A 20,754-nucleotide genomic window follows, 5' to 3' on the forward strand; every position below is an offset into this window, starting at 1 on the left:
GAGCCTTTTTTTAGTAGTTTAAGAAGTAATCGTTAATTACTTTTTTATCTTTTGTGATTGTTAGAGAAAGCATTAATAGAATACGTGCTTTATAAGGAGATAAGTTATTAGCCCCTAGACATACATGCTTAGGATCAAAATAATCATCCTGGAAGATAATACTGTTAGTTACACGGCTCGCACGTACAAAGACAATACCCTGATCAGATAATTCTTCAATACGTTGACGCCATTCTTTAGAATAGTTTCCGCTCCCTGTTCCAACAATTACGATACCTTCATTATTCTGTGCGAGAAAATCAAGAATATCAGGAGATGCACCTACATAGTAGTCGGCAATTGCGACATGAGCTAAATCTTTGATTGGTTTACGTGAAAAGACTGAATAAGTTGTATGTCTCTTTAATGGCTGAGAAGAGAAATAGACTTCATCATCTTTCATATAACCGAGATTGGCGAAAGCTCTCTGGTCAAAGGCATCAATCTTATAATTACTGATTTTCTGGATATCTCTACCAGAGAAAATAGTACTTGAGAATAAGCACATTACACCACGACCCCAAGCTTCACTATGACTTGCAAGCATAATGGCCTGGAATAAGTTAAATGGTCCATCGGCACTTGTTGCAGTTGCAGGACGCATCGCACCAGTTAAAACAACAGGTTTTAATGTATTGACTGTTAAGTTTAAGAAGTAAGATGTTTCTTCCATTGTATCAGTTCCATGAGTCACTACAATTCCATCAATATCCTGCTGATCTGCAAGTTTATTAATATGTTCAGTTAAAATCAACCATCTTTGATCATCAATTTCATTAGAATCAACCGAGAAAAGATTGTCTAAAACAATCTCAACACGATCTCTTATATCTGGAATAGAAGACAATACTTCATCTACAGAAATAGTACCTGCTTCATAATTTGTTGTTTTACCTGCAGCACCACTTCCTGCAATCGTACCACCTGTCGCTATAATCGCAATTTTTTTCTTTTTCATATTTTTTTACACCTCGTCAATAATTATATTTTAAACAAAACTTGAATGCAATAATCTCTATTCAGTGTGTTCTAGAATATGCTTCAATGTTTTAGAATCCGTTACAGAAACAATTCCATACTCATACAAAACAGCATTTTCCTCTTTCAATTTCTTCATAATACGTGATACCGTCACTCTATTCATATCTAAACATCCTGCAATATCTTCATGTGTATAAGGAATGGATTTTCTTCCGTTATCTGTTTCAATAAGAAGGAAATCAGCCACCTTTTGTGTACTATTATAGTTCACTAATCTTTCAATTGTATGTGTCAAATAGTTGCATGTAGAAGTCAGATGCTGAAGCATAAGAATCATGAGATCATTATTTTTCTGTAATATAGGCATTAAATCAGTAATATGACAACGGATGAATTCTGCATCAGTAATCGTGGCCATATTCGCTTTACGTACAGAATGGTTTAAAAAAGAACCATCACCAAAAATACGTCCTTTCTTTAATACCTCCAAGGTAATCTGTTTCCCCTGTGAATTACTTAAATAAGCACGCACACGTCCTTTGATTAAAAGATAGATATCATTTGCATCATCACTCTCATAAAAGATGACTGTCTTTGAAGGCAATACACAACGTTCACCTACCGATTCAAATAAATAAAAATAGTTTTCTGGAATAATGATATTCATATGTCCTCCATTGTAGCCTAGGCTACTGTATTGTCTCTTTTTATCATTATAATATTCCTGGGTGATGAAAATGAAGGAAAAAGTATTATCAATGGTAAAAATCTTGGTTGGTGTCGCTTTGACTGATATCGCACTTGGTATGATTGTATTACCACAATCCTTCGCTGCAGGAGGCGTCACAGGTTTATGTGTTATTTTAAGTAAGATGATTCCATTACCAGTCTCAATTCTTGTATTAATTTGTAATGCGATATTATTTATATTAGGTTATATATTTATTGGTAAAGAATTCATTTTCAAGACATTGATTGTCAGTATTATCTTTCCATTTGGGTTAGATCTATGTCAGAAATATAATTTCTTAGCTGAAATGAGTTCTGATCCATTAATGAGTGCAATTCTTGCAGGTGTCCTCATTGGGGCAGGGGTAGGACTTGTACTTTTAGGTGATGGATCTTCTGGTGGTTTTGATATTATTGGTGTCATCTTACAGAAATATTTCAAAGTCCCTGTTTCTATCGTTATGAATGTATGTGATATTACAGTTATTTTGATTCAGGTGGCATCTAATCCCTTTATGAAGAATGTATATGGTATTCTTGCAATTATGATCTGTACTATAACAGTCAATAAAGTATTGGCATATGGTCAATCACAGTGTGAAATCATGATTATGAGTCAGGAATATGAAAAAATTAGAGATCGTATTTATAAAGAAATTGATGTTGGTCTCACTTTATTAAAAGCTGAATCAGGTTATTTAAGAGAAGATATGCAGGTTATTCTAGTAGTCACACAGTATAAGAAGATTGCGACTATTAAGAGAATATCGGTAGAAGAAGATCCAACTTCCTTTGTTTTTGTGAGTGATGTTCATTCAGTCATTGGAAAAGGCTATACATTATCACGTTAAGACCTACGGGTCTTTTTCTATTTGTGCTACAATAGATGCAGGTGATAAATATGTTAGAAGAATTAATGATGAAGATGATTGAATTTGATTATGGAGATCCTAAGCGTATCCAGCATTTCATAAAGGTACATAGCTTTTCTAAATTAATTGGTGAAAAAGAAGGATTAGATACACATACACTTTTTGTATTAGAAGCGGCCAGTATTTTACATGATATTGGAATACGTGTATCAGAAGAGAAATATGGCTTTCAAAATGGAAAGTTACAGGAACAAGAAGGACCTGCACCTGCAAGAGAAATATGTACTTCTTTAGGATTTAAAGAAGACGATATAGAAAGAATATGTTTCTTGATTGCCCATCATCATACATATACTGATGTAGACGGAATAGATTATCGTATCTTGTTGGAAGCAGATTTTTTAGTTAACGCATTTGAAGACAATGCTTCTATTGAATCTATTCAGCATGCCAAAGAGAGTTTTTTTGAAACAGAAACAGGTAAGCATATATTAGATACAATGTTTAAGTCATAGTTTTCTATGACTTTTTTTTGGAGGATTATTATGTGTGGACGTTACTATTTAGATGAACAATTGAAATATGATTTGACTAAATGGGTGATCATTCCTGATGGACATATATTTCCTTATGGAGATATTCATCCAGGAGAGGAAGGTTTTGTTATATTAAAGGGTCATTATGGAGACTATAAGACATGGGGTTATCCATTAGATCAAAAACGTGTCTTTAATGCACGCATAGAAACAGTATTAGAAAAGAAGATGTTTAAAGAAGATGCAGTAAAAAGAAGATGTATTATTCCAATCAGTGGTTTCTATGAATGGGATAGAGCGCATACGCAATATCGCTTTACTAATCATCATATTCTTTATCTTGCAGGCATCTATCATGATAATTACTTTACAATACTTACAAAAGAAGCAGAAGACATCATGTCAGGAATTCATTCAAGAATGCCTGTCATTGTTTCATTTGAAGATATAGATTTATGGCTTAATGAAGGAAGAGTATACAAAAAAACCAAAGACTCTTTAGAAGTCCTTGGTTCTCATAAACAAATGTCATTAGATGATATCAGTGACATCAATCCATGATTCCTGGTGGGCATATTTTTCTAATTCTGGAATAGTGAGCTTAATAGCGCTATTAGGACTGCCACATGCTGGATAAACATGATCAAAACGTTCTAGAGACTCATCAAGATAGACTTTAATACCTTCTTTTAATCCAAAAGGACAAACACCACCTACTGGATGACCAGTCAAAGATTCTACTTCATCCCCGTGAAGCATTTTAGCTTTTTTATGAAAGAATGATTTATATTTCTTATTGTCGATTCTTGCATCCCCGGCCATTACAATCACAATGACTTCATCTCCGACATGAAAAGACATTGTTTTCGCAATTTCCTGTTCTTTACAGCCAATAGCTTGTGCTGCAAGTTCCACAGTTGCACTTGATACAGGAAACTCTACAATATGTGTATCCATATTATACTGCTTGAAATAATTCTTCACTGAATTTAAAGACATAATAACTCCTCCTACCAACATACTAACTAGATATGTTTATGAGGATTATAGCATAAAAGCTGAGTTTTTCAATAAACTCAGCCTTTATTTTCTTCTTGGATAGAAAGAATCAATGCACCTAATAATCCATATTCTTTGAAATGTTCAATAAAGTGGATATTAGGAAGATATTCTTCAGGGAAGTATTTCTTTAATGATTCTCTTAATTCATGTTTATTTGTATATTTAGATGAGACAATCAACATCTCTGGATCATAGATAGAAATCACTGCAGCTGCCTGATAAGTAAGACATTCTAACTGTCCTTCAGGAGTTTTTTTGAATTCTTCTTTATTAAATGGAAGAAATTTGGCTTCTCCTGCAATTTTATGGGCTCCTTCTATTAATTGCCCCTTAAAGACAGAGCCTATACCACAAGCACCTCCTGTAGAGGCCTGATAGAGAAATGAGATTGTCTGGTATTTATTCTGTGAAATATAATAGCCAGATACAAGGGCGTTGACATCATTAAATAAATAGAAACGTTTATTTGGATAACGTTTATTAAGTGGTCTTAAAACGTTGATTCTTTGGTTATGCAAGTCCATATAACCATCTCGAATGATTCCTGGAAGACTGATTCCAATAATAGGAATATCTGGATGAAAGAGTAATACTGTATCAAGGATATCAAAGAGGTCATTCACCTGAAAATCAAACTTAACGACTTCATTATCTAATAGTGTTTTATTGTTAGGATCAAAAACACGATAGATCATTCTTGTACGATGACTTGTGCGTACTGTTGCGATAGTTAAGATTTTTGTCTGGTGAGGCACTGGACGACTAATGACAGGCAAACGAGCCGTAGTTGGATGACGACGAGACGATAAATGTTCATCTAAGAATTCTAATAATGCGCCTGCATCATATTTTGCGAATATTGTAGAAGGAATAGTCAGTACTGTCTTCTTTTTAAAGCAAGTTTCTAGTTTTGTCTTTTTAGAACTTACCTGTGGAGCTACAAGAATCACATCATAATTCTTCGCAATATCATAGAGTTCATGATAAGCAATCGCATCAAATTCATAGTTCTTAGATAAAAGCATAGTCGCTTCATTGAGTTGTGCGGCAAACATACCTGTTGTGAGGCCACTTGTACATGTTAAAAGAACACGAACAGGAGGTTCATTGATCAATTGTTTAATACATTGAAGCATTTCTGTATATAAAGAAATGGCATGACTCATAGTATGCATCTGAAAATGAAGATAGAAGTCTATCTTATCAGTTACAAGATTTGTGACTGATAATTCAATCAGGTTATGATCATTAAATATCACTTCGGCATGACAATAAGGCGTTGTAAGAATAACTTTTTTACCTTCTTCTTTAATATTACAGCCTTCAATAGACTGAATGAGAATCCATTCCTTGAATAATAATGTATGTATATCTCTTAAAAATTCATCCATTTTAATCACCTCAACAAAAGTATATCAAAACAATACTTCAAATAAATAATTTTTAAATATATTGAAAAAAGATGATAGGTTCTTGTCAAAATAGTTTTGAAAAGTTGATCATAATTAGAAAATAATGTTTCTTTTTGGATTCTTATACTATAATACTTCAAAGAGATTACACTATAATCTATTGGTATAGGAGAAAACATATGAGGAAATATTTATTTTTTGATATAGATGGTACTTTATTAAGTGATGTGACACATACTGTGCCACAAAGTGCAATAGAGGCGATTAAGAAAGCAAAAGAAAATGGGCATCATTGTTTCTTTTGTACAGGAAGAAGTTATTTTATGACAAAGGAAATTTCTTTTACAGGAATAGAAGATGCAATTATTGCGAATGGCGCAGCGGTTGTTCGTGGTGGTAAGCCGGAATTACAGAAAATCATTTCAAGTGATGTTGTAAAGAAAACACTTGAACTTATTGAAGAATTAGGTGGAGGCTATCAGATCATAGATTGGAAAAATGGCTATCAGAATCCTTATACACATGCTATGTTTGAAGAACAGTTCAAAAAGAAAATTGATGAACCTGTTGAAGAAGTGTTTAAGAAAAAGAGTATGAAGACAATGGATGAAATAGAGAATAATCCAATTCTTAAGATTGATGCAACATTTGATACAGTAGAAGCAGCTGAGAGATTCATGAAAGAGTTAGACCCAAGTTTGACTTTTATACCAGCTGGAGGCTATACATCAACATTTGGTGCAAAGGCTGGAGAAATGATGAATAAAGGTGTATCTAAAGGGGCTGCTATTAAGGATTTTATGGAAGCTGTTGGTGAGCCAATAGAAAATGCCTATGCATTTGGAGATTCTACAAATGATATAGAAATGTTAGAAATGGCAGGTACTGCCATTGCGATGGGCAATGGGGCTGATTTGGCAAAGGCTGTTGCAGATTATGTGACTGATACAGTGGATAATGATGGAATATATAATGCAATGGAGCATTACAAACTAATATGATCTATTATGGAAGAGAATGCCAGATTTATGGCAATCAAGATGCTGACGTTTATATCTTCTGTTTCTTTCATGATTGCACTTCAATTGTAGAATCATTAAAGGGAAATTATTGTCTTATTGCACCAGTTATTAAGGATTGGAATAGTGAACTTTCTCCATGGCCTGCTGACGGTTTTGGTGGAAAGGGTGAGGAACTTGAAAAGTGGATTCTTTCAACTATGAATTCTTCTCATCATTATATTATTGCGGGCTATTCACTTGGTGGTTTGTTTAGTTTGTGGATGTATGGAAGACATGAATCTTTTGTAGGATGTATAAGTGCATCTGGTTCTTTATGGTTTCCAGGCTGGATCAACTATCTTCATACTATTAATAGAAAAGCAGTAGTATACTTAAGTCTAGGTAGAAAAGAATCAAAAACAAAGAATAAGCTCATGTGTACGGTAGGACAAAATACAATAGAAACCTATCAATATCTAAGTAAGAATAACAGATGTATATATATAGAAGAGAATGGGGGTCATTTTACTGAACCAGATCAAAGAATGATCAGAGGTTTTAAATGGGTTTTTGAAAATTTATCTATCTTTTTTGAATAAACTATGTTAGAATACACACGGTCGCAAAGACATTTTAAAAAATATGCGATTAATGCCCATTAGAAAATGATTTTTTTGATTGACTTATAATCTCATTTTCATTATAATGGGTGATGCAGTTATAGAGGGTGATCAAGGTGAAATGGAATCGTAATTGGTTAGTCAAACAGAAAAATGGAAAATTTGATTTCGAAGAAACGATAACATTTCCTAAAGAAATGTTCTATAACTTATCTCGAATCAATGATTTGAAGGATGTGGAAGTTACAGGATCAGGCAACTTCAATAGTAGTGAAGAACGTCTATATGTAACATACCATGTTCAGGGAACAATGGTTGTTCCTTGCGCTATATCATTGGAAGATGTCGATTACCCATTTTCTATTGATACAGATGTTGTGTTTGCGTTTTATAAGCCTGAAGATGATGAGGATGTTGTAGAAGCAAGAAAGGATGTCGCTGATCTTACTTCTGTCATATTCCAGGAAATCATGATGGCTATTCCAATGAGAGTTGTGAAGGAAGGCGCAAAGATGAAAACAAGCGGCTCAGGCTGGAAAGTTATGGATGAAAGCGAAGTAGTCGCAAAAGAAGAGGATACAATCGATCCCCGTTTAGCAAAACTCAAAGATTATTTCAAGGATCAGGAATAAGGAGGTAGAACAAGATGGCAGTACCATTTAGAAGAGTATCAAGTACAAGAAGAGACAAGAGAAGAACTCATGACAAATTATCAGCTCCTGCAGTTGTTAAATGTCCAGAATGTGGTGAATTCAAATTAGCACATAGAGTTTGTGGTCATTGTGGTTATTATAATGGCGTTAAAGTTAAGGATGTAAAATAATTCCTTTAGAGAGATGAAAATCTCTCTTTTTTTATTTTTAAGAGGTTTTTTGGCGTTTTATGCTAGAAAACCTTTTTTTGCATTTAAAATCCATAAATTTCTTGTCTGAAAGTGCATTCTAAGTCTATAATAGTGGTAAGAATTGTATGAAAGTGGATAATTGTGGAAAGGAATGGTGAGCAAGGCATGTTCTTTGGTGAATATCAGCACAATCTAGATACTAAAGGCCGTTTGAGCATCCCTGCTAAATTCCGTGGTGAATGCGGAGACCATGTCTATATCATGAGAGGCCACGAAGGCTGTCTAGATGTTTATACAGAAGAAGGATGGCAGACTTATTATGCAGAATTGAAGAAGTTATCAAATAAGAAGAAAGAAGAGCGTGCTTATTTACGTATGGTAACTTCTCGTATGAGCTGCAGTGAATTTGATAAATTAGGTCGTATCAATATTCCCCAGGTATTACGTACACATGCTCATCTAGAAAAAGAGTGTACAATCGTTGGTGCTGGTGAACATATTGAAATATGGGATACTGCTAAATGGGATGCATTCTATGATGAATATGATGACCAGTTTGATGACTTATCAGAAAGAATATCAGAAAATGAGGAATGATAAATATGTTTGAACACTATAGTGTATTATTAGATGAAACAATCGATGCATTGAATATAAAAGAAGATGGTATTTATGTGGATTGTACTCTAGGAGGAGGGGGACATAGTTCTCGTATTCTAGAAAAATTGACAACAGGACATTTATATTGTTTTGATCAGGATACCAATGCGATAGAAGCTGCAAGAGAAAGATTGTCAAAGATTTCTGACAACTTTACTATTATTCATGCAAATTTCAAAGAGATTAAGGCAAGACTCTCAATGGAGGGTGTTTATAAGGTAGATGGTATTGTATTTGATTTAGGTGTATCTTCTCCACAATTTGATAATGCGGAAAGAGGATTTAGCTATAATACAGATGCAAGACTAGATATGCGTATGAATCAAGAGCAGCCTTTAAGTGCTTATGAAGTAGTGAATAATTATTCTTATCAGGATTTAGTGACTATTTTATATAAGTATGCGGATGAAAAGTTTGCGAAATCAATTGCAAGAATGATTGAAAAGGAAAGACAGGTTAAACCTATTGAAACAACCTTTGAACTTGTAGAAATAGTAAAGAAGGCTATTCCAGCTCGCGCAAGACGTACAGGTGGGCATCCTGCAAAACGTACTTTCCAGGCAATTCGTATTGAAGTGAATGATGAGTTAAATGTATTTGAACGTGCTTTAACAGATTCATTAGATTTACTTAATGTGGGTGGACGTGTGGCAGTCATCAGCTTCCACTCATTAGAAGATAAAATTACAAAGTATATGTTTAATGAAAAGACTGCAGTACCTGATTTACCAATGGGTATGCCAGTTATTCCGGAGGAATACCAGCCTCGTTTTAAGAAGGTAACAAGAAAGCCTATAGTGGCAGATGAAAAAGAATTATCAGAGAACAGACGTTCTCATTCAGCTAAATTAAGAGTGATAGAAAGGATACGTGATGAATAATGAAAAGAAGAAAATCAAGATTTTTAAAGTTTACAGAAATGCTGCTTGCGTTCTCTTTTGTGCTATTTTTGGTAGGTAGTATTTATTTGAATTCATATGAATCACAACTTAATGCGAAAATCAAAAAGACACAGGATGAAATATCTAATGTGCAGTCAGATATTGATGCTTTAGAAATGTCTAAACAGGAATTGGCTTCTTTCTCACGTATGAAGGATGTTGCCACTAAGAAAGGTTATGATTATCAGCCTAGTTCTGCAGCTGCTGCAGTGGTAGGAGCTGAAGAATAATGAACAAAAATAGAAATAGAAGCGGTCAGGTCGTTATGCTTGTATTTCTCTTTATGATGGTTATATTAGCAATCAATGTCTGTTACTTATGTACAACAGGTAAGACAATGATGAGTAACGTCAATATAAGAGACTTTGCAAAGAAACGTGGAGGTGGACAGGTCACTAAGGTTGTTCAGGCAGCACGTGGGACTATTTATACAAGTGATAACGAAATAGTTGCTTCTGATGTAAAGAAATATAAATTAAGGGCTATTCTTGCAAAAAGATTAGATGCGAAGAATAATCCTCAATATATTGTAAATAAAGATAAAACAGCTGAACAGTTAGCACCTATTCTAGGCGTATCTAAAGCAACAATTTTAGATCGCTTGAATCAGAATACATATCAGGTAGAATTTGGCAATTATGGCCGTAATTTATCTTCTATCACAAAAGAGAAGATTATGGCATTGAAGTTACCTGGTCTTGAATTTGATGAAATTACATCTCGTAATTATCGTTTTGGTGATTTTGCAAGCTATGAAGTAGGCTATGCAGCTGTAGCGGCAGAAACGGATCCTTATAATATTGTAGGTCAGATGGGTATTGAAAAGACTTATAATAATTGGCTAAAGGGTACAAATGGGCAGAGAGTTTATTTAGTAGACTCTAAGCGTAATACTCTTCCTAATGGGGTTATTTCTGATAAGAAGTCAGTAAGTGGAAATGATGTTTATTTAACAATCAATTCAACACTTCAGACAGAATTAGATTCATTAATGAAAGATATGCAGGAAAATACGAAGGCTACAAAAGCATGTGCTGTAGTTATGAATGTCAAAACAGGGGCTATTCTTGCTGTATCTAACTATCCTTCATTTGATCCTAATAAACGAGATTTAACTAATTATAACGATACATTCTTAAATGAAGCATTTGAATGTGGTTCGGTTTTTAAACCATTTGTCTATGCGAATGCATTAACAGATGGTGTATTAGATTTAGATAGCAAATATGAATCAGGTACATATGATTATGTATCTAATGACCGTGTTATTGCGACAATTCATGACCACAATAAAACTGGATGGGGCCGTATTACTTATCGTGATGGGTTGTACCATTCTTCTAATACAGCTATTTGTCATATTCTTGCTGAACATACAAATATGTCTAGCTTAATTGAAGATTATAAGAATCTTGGATTATTCCAAACTAGTAAGGTAGATGGCTTATTCTCTGGTAGTGGTGTAAAGGGTTATGACGGTAAAACAAAGAGCTTAGAATATTTCACAACAGGATTTGGTCAAGGTTCTTCAGTTACTACACTACAGCTATTAAGAGGTTATTCAGCATTTGCGAATGATGGCCGTACAGTAGAACCTTATTTAGTAGAAAAGGTAGTTAATCCTACAAATGGTAAGACACTCTATAGTGCTAAAACTTCTTATTCTAAGAAAATCTATTCTACTGAAGCAGTGGCTCAGATGAGAACACTTTTATATGGTGTCGTTAATATTGATGGATCAACAGGTCGTGATTATAGAGATTCATCTGTAGAAATCATTGGTAAGACTGGTACTGGTCAGATTGCGGAAAATGGTGCTTATTCTGCTTCTAAGCATACACATTCCTTTGTCGGTATGGCACCTTATCGTGATCCTGAAGTAGAAGTTATAGTCTGGTTCCAGAATGAAAGCAGCGGTACTAACTATTCTGGAGAGGTAGTCAAGAGTATTACTAAATCAGCTTTAAATATCTTAAGCAAAGATACTGAAAAGGTAAATTCAACACCTTATGTATTAAATAACTATATGAACCAGAGTACATCATATGTTGAAGGTATCTTAAAGAAACATTCGCTTACACCAATACTCATTGGTGATGGTTCTACAGTAGTAGGACAATATCCATCAAGTACAACAGAAGTTACAATGGGTTCTAAAGTACTTTTATTAACAGATGGACAGAAATATACAATGCCTTCAATGCTTGGCTGGTCTCGTAAAGAGGCTGAAGCCTTTGCATCACTCACTGGTGTTGAAATTAAAATGAATGGTTTGGGCTCTATTTATGCTCAAAGTATTACAAAGGGAACTGAATTAAAACAAGGCACTGAGATTGAGCTTTATGCGAAATAAGTGACATTGTATTTACACCCATATTATGCTACACTTGTGGGGTAAAATAGAGGGAGGAAATTTTCATGTTTCTATTAATGATCAGTTTTATGGTGGCATTAGCACTTGTATTAGTGGCCATGCCTAAGGTTATACCTTACTTACATAAATTAAAGTTTGGACAGGTAGAAAGAGAAGAGGGACTTGCTTCTCATAAGAAAAAAGGCGGAACACCTACAATGGGTGGTGTCGTATTTATCATAGCTACTGTGATTGCAGCTTATATCTGCCATTATCAGAACTTTATGAATCCATATGTTAATCTATTAACATTTGCATTAGTAGGATTTGGACTTATTGGATTTATTGATGACTACTTAATTGTTGTACAGCATAGTAATAAAGGTTTGAAGCCTAGTTATAAATATGCAATGCAGTCAGTTGTTGCGGTTGCATTCTATTTCTTAGCTAAGGCTTATTTACCTAACTTCTCAACTGAAATTATTATTCCTATTGCACATATTAGTGTTAATCTTGGTTGGTTCTATCCAGTCTTTGTTTATTTCATGTTTACTGCAGAATCTAATGCAGTGAATTTAACAGACGGATTAGATGGCCTTGCAACAGGACTTATGATTATTGCATTAACACCATTTGTTGCATTTGCGATTTTAAGTAAGAATATTGAAGCAGCATTATTTGGTGCTGCACTTATGGGAGGTCTCACTGGATTCTTAGTATTTAATGCACATCCAGCTAAGATTTTCATGGGTGATTGTGGTTCTCTTGCATTAGGTGGTATTCTTGCAGCGTTTGCAGTCATCACTAAACAGGAACTACTTGTATTGATTATTGGAATCGTACCTCTTATTGAAACATTATCTGTATGTATTCAGGTTATTTCATTTAAGACAAGAGGTAAGAGAGTATTTAAAATGGCTCCTATTCATCATCATTTTGAAATGTGTGGATGGAGCGAAAATAAAGTTGTTGTTACTTTTTGGGCAGTTGGATTTATTGCGGGTATTATTGGATTATTGTTAGGGGTGTTATAAATGTTTAAAGGCAAAAAAGTACTTGTATTAGGACTTGCAAAAAGTGGTAAGGCAGCAGTTGAATTATTAAAGTTTATGCATGCTGATATCACTATCAATGAATCAAAGAAAAAAGAAGATATTCCTGAATATGACAAATATGTGAGTGAAGGAATTGAAATGGTTTGTGGTGGACAGCCAGATGAATTATTTGAAAGAGATTTTGACTTTGTAGTTAAAAATCCAGGAATCAATTATCATGCACCATTTATCCTACGTTTAAAAGAACGTGGTATTCCTGTTTATACAGAAATTGAATTAGGTTATAAAGTGGCTAAAAAGCAGCATTATATTGCGGTAACAGGAACAAATGGAAAAACGACAACAGTGACTTTGATTTATGAAATCTTAAAGGCTGCAGGTCACAAGGCACATATTTGCGGTAACTACGGTATTCCTTATTGTGAAGTCGTATTAAATGAACATTTATATGAAGAAGAAGGACATGATGTTGTAGTAGAAATGTCTAACTTCCAGCTTATTGATATTGAAGAATTCAAGCCAGAGGTGGCTACAGTTTTAAATTTAACACCAGATCATCTTGATTATATGGACTCTCTAGATGAATATTATGCATCTAAGATGCGTATTTATATGAATCAGGATGAGAATGATTTATTTATTAATAATAGTGATGATGAAACTTTACAGTCTTATTTAGCACAGTATCCTGTTCCATCACATATTGAAACATTCTCAGTTAAAAGCTTGGCAGATGTAGAACTTAAAGACAATGCGATTTATTACAAGGGACAGAAGGTTATTAGTCGTGATGAAATCAAGATTGTAGGTTTACATAATGTTGCGAATATGATGGTTGCGATTGCAGCGTGCAGAGCAGTAGGTGTAAGTCTTGAATCTATTCATGACACTTTAGCTGCATTCAAGGGTGTAGAACATCGTATTGAGTTTGTAAGAGAACTTGATGGCGTACGTTATTACAATGACTCTAAGGGAACTAATACAGATGCAGCAGTAATTGCGATTAAAGCATTTGAAAAACCAGTTATTTTATTAATGGGTGGTCATGAAAAGAATCTTGATTTAAAGGACGTAAGAGAACAAAACCCTCTTATTAAGACACTCATCTGTTTTGGTGAAACAAAAGAACGTTTCTCTAAAGATATGCAACATCCTCATACAATCGTAGTAGATCATATGAAAGATGCTATTTTAAAAGCAAAAGAGATTGCTGAAGAAGGCGATGTTGTATTGCTTTCTCCTTCAACAAGTTCATTCGATGAATTCCATAGTTATGTTGAAAGAGGAAATGTCTTCAAAGACATCGTGAACAAGTTATAGGAGTGAGTTAAATGAAAATTATAGTAAGTGCTGGTGGAACAGGAGGACATATCTATCCTGCTCTTGCCTTAGTTGATTATATTAAGAAATGTGATCCTGATACTGAATTCTTATTTGTAGGTACAACAGATAGACTAGAATCTCAGATTGTACCTCAGATGGGTTTAGCATATCGTGGTTTACATGTAAAAGGTCTTGTAGGCAATCCTTTACAGAAAGCTAAAAATGCTTTGATTTTCTTAAAATCTTTAAAGTCTTCAAAGAAGATTTTAAAGGAATTTAATCCAGATATCGTTATTGGGTTTGGTGGTTATCCTAGTGCATCTATTGTCTTAGCAGCAAGTCAGAAAGGCTATAAGACTATGATCCATGAACAGAATTCTATCATTGGTTTAACAAACAAAATCTTAATTAAACGTGTAGATGAAATTATCTGCTGTTATGAAAAAGCCTTAAAAGCATTTCCGCAGGATAAGACAAAGTTACTAGGTAACCCTCGTGCTTCTGTTGTATCTGAAGGTGTACTCAAAGATGTACATGATCTTTATAATATTGCGCCTGATAGAAAAGTTATGGTGATTGTTATGGGATCACTTGGTTCAGCAACAGTAAATGCTGTAATGAAGGATGCATTACATAAGATGGATCATAAGGATTATGATGTGCTTTATGTAACAGGTAAGACTTATTATGAAAAGATGAAGGAAGAACTTAAGGATTTAAGTGATTCTATTCATGTATTACCATATATTGATGATATGCCTAGTGTTTTACATAGCTGCGATTTAGCAGTGAGCCGTGCAGGTGCTACAACTCTTGCTGAAATGACAGCATTAGGGACAGCTTCTATTATTATTCCTAGTCCTTATGTAGTGGCTAACCATCAGGAATACAATGCTCGTGAACTTGTAGCCAAAGGGGCTGCTCATTTGATTCTTGAAAAAGATTTAAATGCAGATGCATTTGTAGAAGTTGTTGATCAATATATGAACAATGAAGAAATGCGTAAAGAATTATCTAAAAAAGCACTTGCTTTAGGTAAGCCTCATGCATGTGAGGATATTTATAAAGAAATATTAAAATTAACTGGAGGACGCTAATATGGATGTGAAGCAGGTATATAACGATCTTGTGTCTATGAATATAGGCAAAGTCATTGAGAATGAACCTATGTACAAGCATACAACCTATAAAGTGGGTGGACCTGCCAAGATATTCGTTAAAGCAAACGATATCGATTCACTTATTCAGACTTTAAATTATTGTCGTGATCATGATATTAAGCACATGGTTATCGGTAATGGCAGTGATCTCCTATTTAGTGATAAAGAATATGATGGTATCATTATCTCAATGAAATCATTTGATGATGTGAAGATGAATGGTAGCACTATTGTGGCACAGGCGGGTGTCTCTATGATTGCCTTAGCTTATTCGAGTGCCAAAGCAGGATTATCAGGATTTGAATTTATGGGTGGTATTCCTGGAGATATGGGTGGTGGTATTTATATGAATGCTGGTGCCTATAAGTATTGTATGGCAGATGTATTTGTAAGTGCACGTGTGCTTGATGATGACTTAAATATCATTACATTAAGTAAAGAAGATATGGAATTCTCTTATCGTCATTCAGTGTTACAAAAGCATCCAAACTGGATCATTCTTGATGCAACATTTGAAATGACAGCTAAAGATCCAGGAGAAATCCGTAAGGTATTAGATAAGCGTAAAGAACGTCGTATGAGTACACAGCCATGGAATTTTGCATGTGCAGGTAGTGTTTTTAGAAACCCTGAAGAAAAACCTGCCTGGCGTTATATTGATGAAGCAGGGCTGCGCGGTTATGAAATTGGTGGTGCACAGGTATCACCTAAACATTCAAATTTCATCGTAAACAATGGATATGCAAGTGCAAAGGATATACTTGATCTCATTAGACTTGTAGAAAAGACTGTTTATGAGAAGTTTGGAGTCAAGCTTCATAAAGAAGTTATTTTAGTGAATTGGGATTAAATATGGATAAGAAGCCCGATTTTCAATTTAATGAATATGATCGCAGCCCATCACGTGAGTTAATTGAGAAAAATAGACGTAGAAGAAAACTAAGAAAGCGTCGTTTGACACTTCTTGGTATTATTCTTTTAATAGTTTTAGGATATATGATATCCCCATTATCAAAGGTTATGTCTATAAAGGTCACAGGTAATTCACAGCTTACAAAAGATTTAGTTGTAAAAGAATCAGGCATTACAGATCATACCTATCATTTCTTGTTAAATAATGACACGATCAAAGATAATCTGAAGAAGACAGGTCTTGTCACAAAGGCTTATGTTACTCATAACATCCTTGGTGGTGTTTCTATTGAAATTCAAGAAGCTGCTTTGGTGGCATATATGGAACTAGACAATAAAACCTATATCGTTACTGAAGAAGGTAAACTTATTCAGGTTGTTGAAGGTATGAATTATACAGGACTTAAACAGATTCCTAAGATTTCAGGATTTACTGATATCAAGGCAGTAGAAGAACTTGCAAGCCAGTATGTTGCTATTCCTGTTACGATAAGAAACGCTGTAAGTGATATCGTTTATTCTCCAGCAAAAGGATATGATGATCGTGTGGCTTTAATACTTGATGATGGAAAGAAATTGATTTTAGATATCCAGGGTATGAAGGATACATTGTCTCCATCTCGTTTTGATTACTCTGCTTATATGCAAAGTAAAAGTGATGTATGTGTATTCTCATTTGAGGGAAGAAATTTATACATGACTAAATGCGAGTAAACCTTACGAGTCATATATATGTAACTCGTGATAAGTAGTCTATAAATCGTTTTCATTATTTTGTAATTATGATAAAATAAGATTATATGTAAGGAGAGTGTCTATGAAAAGAATATATGCTGTTTTAGACATCGGTTCTACGACACTGAAGCTACTTGTCGCAGAGTTGATGAGCACTAATATTAATATACTCTTCACGAAGAAATTAGCGAGCCATGCCATTGAGGGTGGCTTGATCAAAAATGAAGAAGTACTGGTTGATGAAATCAGATCAATTATTAAGGAAGCAGATGCTGAATTGAATACAACAATTACATCTGTTGCACTTGTTCTTCCTAGCAATTATGCAAGAACATACCAAACTAAAGGTATTACAAAAGTGAATTCACCTCAGGATAAAATTGAGGTCAGTGATATTGTACGTGTTTTGAAGATTGCACAACGTTTTGAAAAGAGCAAGAAAGAAGAAATTGTATCAACTATTCCTGTAAAGTATCTTTTAGATACAAAAGAAGTGGATCATATGCCTCTTGGTATGCGTTCTGCCTCTTTAAAGGTAGAAGCACTTGTGATTACTACAAACAAGAAGGTATTGTATTCTTACCTGACAGCTGTAGAAAAAGCAGGATTGGATGTTATTGATATTACGATTGATGCATATGCTTCTGCAAAAGAAGCGTTTGATGCTGTATATCTTCAAGAAGGTGCAGTGATGATCAATATCGGATATGATCATTCAACTATTTCTTTCTTTGAAGAGGGCTATTTGAAATATTTGAAGACTGTACCAATAGGTGGCTATACCTTAACTTGTGCTATTGCAGATGCATGGCAGATTTCTATGGAACAGGCCGAAATATATAAAGTGAAATACGGCACATGTGAAAATGGTCTTGGTGAAGAAGATATTATCCATACTACTATCGTAGATGGGGTAGAAAAGAATTATACACAGAGGGATTTGTCTGAAGTATTACAGACAGCTGTGTGGGAAATGATGGCACAAATTAAACACTGTTTAGATGCTATCAATGATGGACGTACTTATGAAACTGTTGTTGTCGGCGGTGGAGGGGAATTACCTTGCCTCAATTTAATTGCGACAGATGTATTAGGTACACCTGTAAGATGTTATCGACCTGAAACAGTAGGTGCAAGAGATATGTCTCTGGTACCGTGTTTAGGTATGTTATATTGCCTAGATGATCGTAAGGAATTGATAGGTGAAGATGTTGTATCACTTGTTCTTCCTGATTTATCAAGCACGATGAGTTTAAAGGTGAGAGGTCTAACGATGGCTAAGACTGAAACAACTCATCATAAAGGCAAGTTTAGAAAGTTTTTTGATTCGATATTAAGTGATGATTAAAGTGAGGGTAGGACAATGGATGAAAATTTAGATTTTGTGAAGGTTGCAAAAATAAAAGTTATTGGTGTAGGTGGCGGAGGAAACAACGCCGTTAATAGAATGGTGACTGATGGAGTAAAAGGTGTTGATTTCTATGTAGCAAACACTGATGCACAGGTATTAAAAGGTATTACAGGTGTGAACAAGATCTTCTTAGGAAAAGATATTACACAGGGATTAGGTGCTGGAGGAAATCCAGAAATCGGACGTAAAGCAGCTCAGGAATCTGAAAATGAAATTAGAGAAGCTTTAGCTGATGCAAATATGGTCTTTGTTGCTGCCGGAATGGGTGGTGGAACAGGTACTGGTGGTGCACCAGTTGTTGCAAAGATTGCAAGAGATTTAGGTGCATTAACAGTAGGTGTTGTCACTTCTCCTTTTACATTTGAAGGGCCTAGAAGAAAAAGACAGGCTTTTGCAGGTTTAGAAGAATTACGTAAGAACGTAGACTCTATTATCGTTGTATCTAACGATCGTCTTCTAGAAGTAATTGGTAATCGTCCAATGAATGAAGCATTCAGAGAAGCAGATAACATTTTACGTCAGTCTGTTCAGACTATTACTGATTTAATTGCGATTCCAGCAATGATCAACCTTGATTTTGCGGATGTTAGCTCAGTCATGAAGGATCGTGGCGATGCACTTATTGGTATTGGTATGGCTGAAGGTGAAAATAAAGCACAGGAAGCTGCAAAACGTGCTGTATCATCTCCATTATTAGATGTATCTATCAACGGTGCAAAGGATGCAATCGTCAACATTACTGGTGGACCAAGCATGTCATTATTTGAAGCAAGCGAAGCATTTGCGACTATTACTGAAGCAATTGGCAATGATGTCAATGCAATCATGGGTGTAGCTTCTAATGATCAGTTAGATGATCAGATCATCGTTACTATCATTGCGACTGGTTTTGAAGAAGATCAGCCTGAAGAAGAAGTTGTAGTAACTCCAAAACAGACATATACAGTACATGGTAATAAGACAACTACAGTTGTTGAAGATGATGATGAAGATCCATTACCAGGCTTTATTAGAAATAGAAAAATTTAAGCTAACATTATGTTAGCTTTTTTTACAAGGGGGAATTCTTATGTATAAATTTGGTTTTGTAGGCATGGGTAATATGGCGAGTGCGATTGCGCAAGGTTTTGTAGAATCTGGATTTATTCCAGGTAAAGAAATATGTGCTTATGATTTAAATAAAGCTCAACTAGATAAAATGAGCTCTTTTGGGATTGTAGCTCTAAATGATGCACATGAGGTCGTAAAAGAAAGTGATTTTGTCTTTTTATGTGTTAAACCACAGGTGATTGAATCAGTAGTAGCTGATATCAAAGAAGATTTAAAAGGCAAAGCAGTTGTTTCTATTGTACTTGGCTATGACTTCGATAAATACAATACACTATTAGATGCATCTACAAGACATCTAACAGTTATGCCAAATACTCCAATGGCAGTAAGAGAAGGCATGTGTTTATTAGAACAGACTCATTCTTTGACTGATGAAGAATTTAGTACTATTAAAGATGCTTTCTCATCAGTAGGAGAAATAGAAGTCGTACCAAACCACTTAATGGGTGTAGGTGGCGCATTATCAGGGTGTGCACCTGCTTATATCTATATGGTGATTGAAGCGTTAGCTGATGGAGCTGTTATGCAGGGCATGCCAAGAAAAATGGCTTATAAGCTTGCAAGTCAGACAGTACTTGGATCAGGAAAGATGCAATTAAAAACAGATCTTCATCCAGGTATCTTAAAGGATAATGTCACTTCACCAGGCGGTTCTACTATTAGAGGCGTAAAAGCTTTAGAGGATGCAGGTATGCGCAGTGCATTCATTAACGCAATTGAAAAATCAATGAACAAATAAAACATAGCCTATAGGCGCTAAAATAGCGTTTATAGGCTGTTTTTTACATTTTTATTATAAAAAATGAATAAAAATCAAAAAAAGTCTTTACAAAGAAAATGAATGATGGTAGTATAAGTGAGCACTCCGGTGAGGAGCGCAGACAGAACATTGAAAACTGAACAGATACACGTCAGATTTATTTGAAAACATTTAATTGATGAGCTGAACATCAGCTCTTCACATATTCAGTGGAGAGTTTGATCCTGGCTCAGGATGA

General features: G+C 34.7%; 23 protein-coding genes. 19 read left to right on the top strand and 4 right to left on the bottom strand.

Features of this window, described 5'->3' with window-relative positions; genetic code table 11:
- Positions 1 to 10: 10 nt before the first annotated feature.
- Positions 11 to 997 (bottom strand): asparaginase, encoded by a 987-nt coding sequence (locus H8909_RS06800; protein WP_187012282.1) that lies wholly within the window; start codon positions 995 to 997, stop codon positions 11 to 13.
- A 57-nt stretch (positions 998 to 1,054) separates the two neighbouring features.
- Positions 1,055 to 1,687 (bottom strand): Crp/Fnr family transcriptional regulator, encoded by a 633-nt coding sequence (locus H8909_RS06805; RefSeq protein ID WP_187012283.1) that lies wholly within the window; start codon positions 1,685 to 1,687, stop codon positions 1,055 to 1,057.
- Between the two features lie 70 nt (positions 1,688 to 1,757).
- Here H8909_RS06805 and H8909_RS06810 point away from each other — a divergent pair, with 70 nt between their 5' ends.
- The 3 genes from H8909_RS06810 to H8909_RS06820 are packed head-to-tail and all read left to right on the top strand — an operon-like array spanning position 1,758 to position 3,718.
- Positions 1,758 to 2,600, top strand: coding sequence for a YitT family protein (locus tag H8909_RS06810; protein ID WP_226793148.1), 843 nt, complete (start codon positions 1,758 to 1,760; stop codon positions 2,598 to 2,600).
- Positions 2,601 to 2,650: 50 nt separating this feature from the next.
- Positions 2,651 to 3,136: an HD domain-containing protein gene (locus tag H8909_RS06815; RefSeq protein WP_117458454.1), complete on the top strand. Its 486-nt coding sequence runs from the start codon at positions 2,651 to 2,653 to the stop codon at positions 3,134 to 3,136.
- 30 nt (positions 3,137 to 3,166) lie between these two features.
- A complete protein-coding gene (locus tag H8909_RS06820) occupies positions 3,167 to 3,718 on the top strand; it encodes an SOS response-associated peptidase (protein ID WP_158546293.1) in 552 nt (183 codons plus the stop codon).
- On the opposite strand, the gene H8909_RS06825 is transcribed toward H8909_RS06820, so the two are convergent.
- Both H8909_RS06825 and H8909_RS06830 read right to left on the bottom strand, forming a co-directional pair.
- Positions 3,689 to 4,156 (bottom strand): YbaK/EbsC family protein, encoded by a 468-nt coding sequence (locus H8909_RS06825; protein ID WP_117458456.1) that lies wholly within the window; start codon positions 4,154 to 4,156, stop codon positions 3,689 to 3,691. The two genes, H8909_RS06820 and H8909_RS06825, sit on opposite strands and share 30 nt — an antisense overlap.
- Positions 4,157 to 4,233: 77 nt before the next feature.
- The gene (locus tag H8909_RS06830) at positions 4,234 to 5,610 is read right to left on the bottom strand and encodes an ROK family protein (protein WP_187012285.1); all 1,377 of its coding nucleotides are present in this window, start codon (positions 5,608 to 5,610) and stop codon (positions 4,234 to 4,236) included.
- 200 nt (positions 5,611 to 5,810) lie between these two features.
- On the opposite strand from H8909_RS06830, the gene H8909_RS06835 reads away from it, so the two are divergent.
- The 16 genes from H8909_RS06835 to proC all read left to right on the top strand — a co-directional run bounded on the left by H8909_RS06835 (position 5,811) and on the right by proC (position 20,495).
- On the top strand, positions 5,811 to 6,632 hold the full coding sequence (locus H8909_RS06835) for an HAD family hydrolase (RefSeq protein WP_187012286.1): 822 nt from the start codon (positions 5,811 to 5,813) through the stop codon (positions 6,630 to 6,632).
- A complete protein-coding gene (locus tag H8909_RS06840; RefSeq protein ID WP_117458459.1) occupies positions 6,629 to 7,231 on the top strand; it encodes an alpha/beta hydrolase in 603 nt (200 codons plus the stop codon). Before H8909_RS06835 ends, H8909_RS06840 begins: the two co-directional genes overlap by 4 nt.
- 137 nt (positions 7,232 to 7,368) lie before the next feature.
- Positions 7,369 to 7,884 (top strand): YceD family protein, encoded by a 516-nt coding sequence (locus tag H8909_RS13490; protein ID WP_022424834.1) that lies wholly within the window; start codon positions 7,369 to 7,371, stop codon positions 7,882 to 7,884.
- Positions 7,885 to 7,898: 14 nt separating this feature from the next.
- Positions 7,899 to 8,075 (top strand): 50S ribosomal protein L32, encoded by a 177-nt coding sequence (gene rpmF, locus H8909_RS06850; protein ID WP_006504992.1) that lies wholly within the window; start codon positions 7,899 to 7,901, stop codon positions 8,073 to 8,075.
- Between the two features lie 186 nt (positions 8,076 to 8,261).
- The gene (mraZ, locus tag H8909_RS06855) at positions 8,262 to 8,693 is read left to right on the top strand and encodes a division/cell wall cluster transcriptional repressor MraZ (protein WP_022424832.1); all 432 of its coding nucleotides are present in this window, start codon (positions 8,262 to 8,264) and stop codon (positions 8,691 to 8,693) included.
- Between the two features lie 5 nt (positions 8,694 to 8,698).
- On the top strand, positions 8,699 to 9,637 hold the full coding sequence (gene rsmH / locus H8909_RS06860; RefSeq protein WP_022424831.1) for a 16S rRNA (cytosine(1402)-N(4))-methyltransferase RsmH: 939 nt from the start codon (positions 8,699 to 8,701) through the stop codon (positions 9,635 to 9,637).
- Positions 9,637 to 9,927, top strand: coding sequence for a hypothetical protein (locus H8909_RS06865; RefSeq protein WP_192923993.1), 291 nt, complete (start codon positions 9,637 to 9,639; stop codon positions 9,925 to 9,927). Before rsmH ends, H8909_RS06865 begins: the two co-directional genes overlap by 1 nt.
- Positions 9,927 to 12,050, top strand: coding sequence for a penicillin-binding protein (locus H8909_RS06870; protein WP_187012288.1), 2,124 nt, complete (start codon positions 9,927 to 9,929; stop codon positions 12,048 to 12,050). The genes H8909_RS06865 and H8909_RS06870 overlap by 1 nt, the downstream gene beginning before the upstream one ends.
- A 65-nt stretch (positions 12,051 to 12,115) precedes the next feature.
- Positions 12,116 to 13,084 carry a phospho-N-acetylmuramoyl-pentapeptide-transferase gene (gene mraY, locus H8909_RS06875; protein WP_187012289.1) on the top strand — a complete coding sequence of 323 codons (969 nt, stop codon included), beginning with the start codon at positions 12,116 to 12,118 and terminating at the stop codon, positions 13,082 to 13,084.
- Positions 13,085 to 14,425 carry a UDP-N-acetylmuramoyl-L-alanine--D-glutamate ligase gene (gene murD, locus H8909_RS06880; RefSeq protein ID WP_187012290.1) on the top strand — a complete coding sequence of 447 codons (1,341 nt, stop codon included), beginning with the start codon at positions 13,085 to 13,087 and terminating at the stop codon, positions 14,423 to 14,425.
- An 11-nt stretch (positions 14,426 to 14,436) separates the two neighbouring features.
- A complete protein-coding gene (murG, locus tag H8909_RS06885; RefSeq protein WP_187012291.1) occupies positions 14,437 to 15,525 on the top strand; it encodes an undecaprenyldiphospho-muramoylpentapeptide beta-N-acetylglucosaminyltransferase in 1,089 nt (362 codons plus the stop codon).
- A gap of 1 nt (position 15,526) precedes the next feature.
- On the top strand, positions 15,527 to 16,438 hold the full coding sequence (murB, locus tag H8909_RS06890) for a UDP-N-acetylmuramate dehydrogenase (RefSeq protein WP_022424825.1): 912 nt from the start codon (positions 15,527 to 15,529) through the stop codon (positions 16,436 to 16,438).
- A gap of 2 nt (positions 16,439 to 16,440) precedes the next feature.
- A complete protein-coding gene (locus H8909_RS06895) occupies positions 16,441 to 17,214 on the top strand; it encodes a cell division protein FtsQ/DivIB (RefSeq protein ID WP_187012292.1) in 774 nt (257 codons plus the stop codon).
- 103 nt (positions 17,215 to 17,317) lie between these two features.
- Positions 17,318 to 18,583 (top strand): cell division protein FtsA, encoded by a 1,266-nt coding sequence (gene ftsA, locus H8909_RS06900; protein ID WP_187012293.1) that lies wholly within the window; start codon positions 17,318 to 17,320, stop codon positions 18,581 to 18,583.
- A gap of 15 nt (positions 18,584 to 18,598) precedes the next feature.
- Positions 18,599 to 19,675 carry a cell division protein FtsZ gene (gene ftsZ, locus H8909_RS06905; protein ID WP_187012294.1) on the top strand — a complete coding sequence of 359 codons (1,077 nt, stop codon included), beginning with the start codon at positions 18,599 to 18,601 and terminating at the stop codon, positions 19,673 to 19,675.
- A gap of 40 nt (positions 19,676 to 19,715) precedes the next feature.
- On the top strand, positions 19,716 to 20,495 hold the full coding sequence (gene proC / locus H8909_RS06910; protein WP_187012295.1) for a pyrroline-5-carboxylate reductase: 780 nt from the start codon (positions 19,716 to 19,718) through the stop codon (positions 20,493 to 20,495).
- Positions 20,496 to 20,754 lie beyond the last annotated feature (259 nt).

Source organism: Catenibacterium faecis (assembly GCF_014306455.1).
In the GTDB taxonomy this organism is placed as follows: domain Bacteria; phylum Bacillota_I; class Bacilli_A; order Erysipelotrichales; family Coprobacillaceae; genus Catenibacterium; species Catenibacterium mitsuoka_A.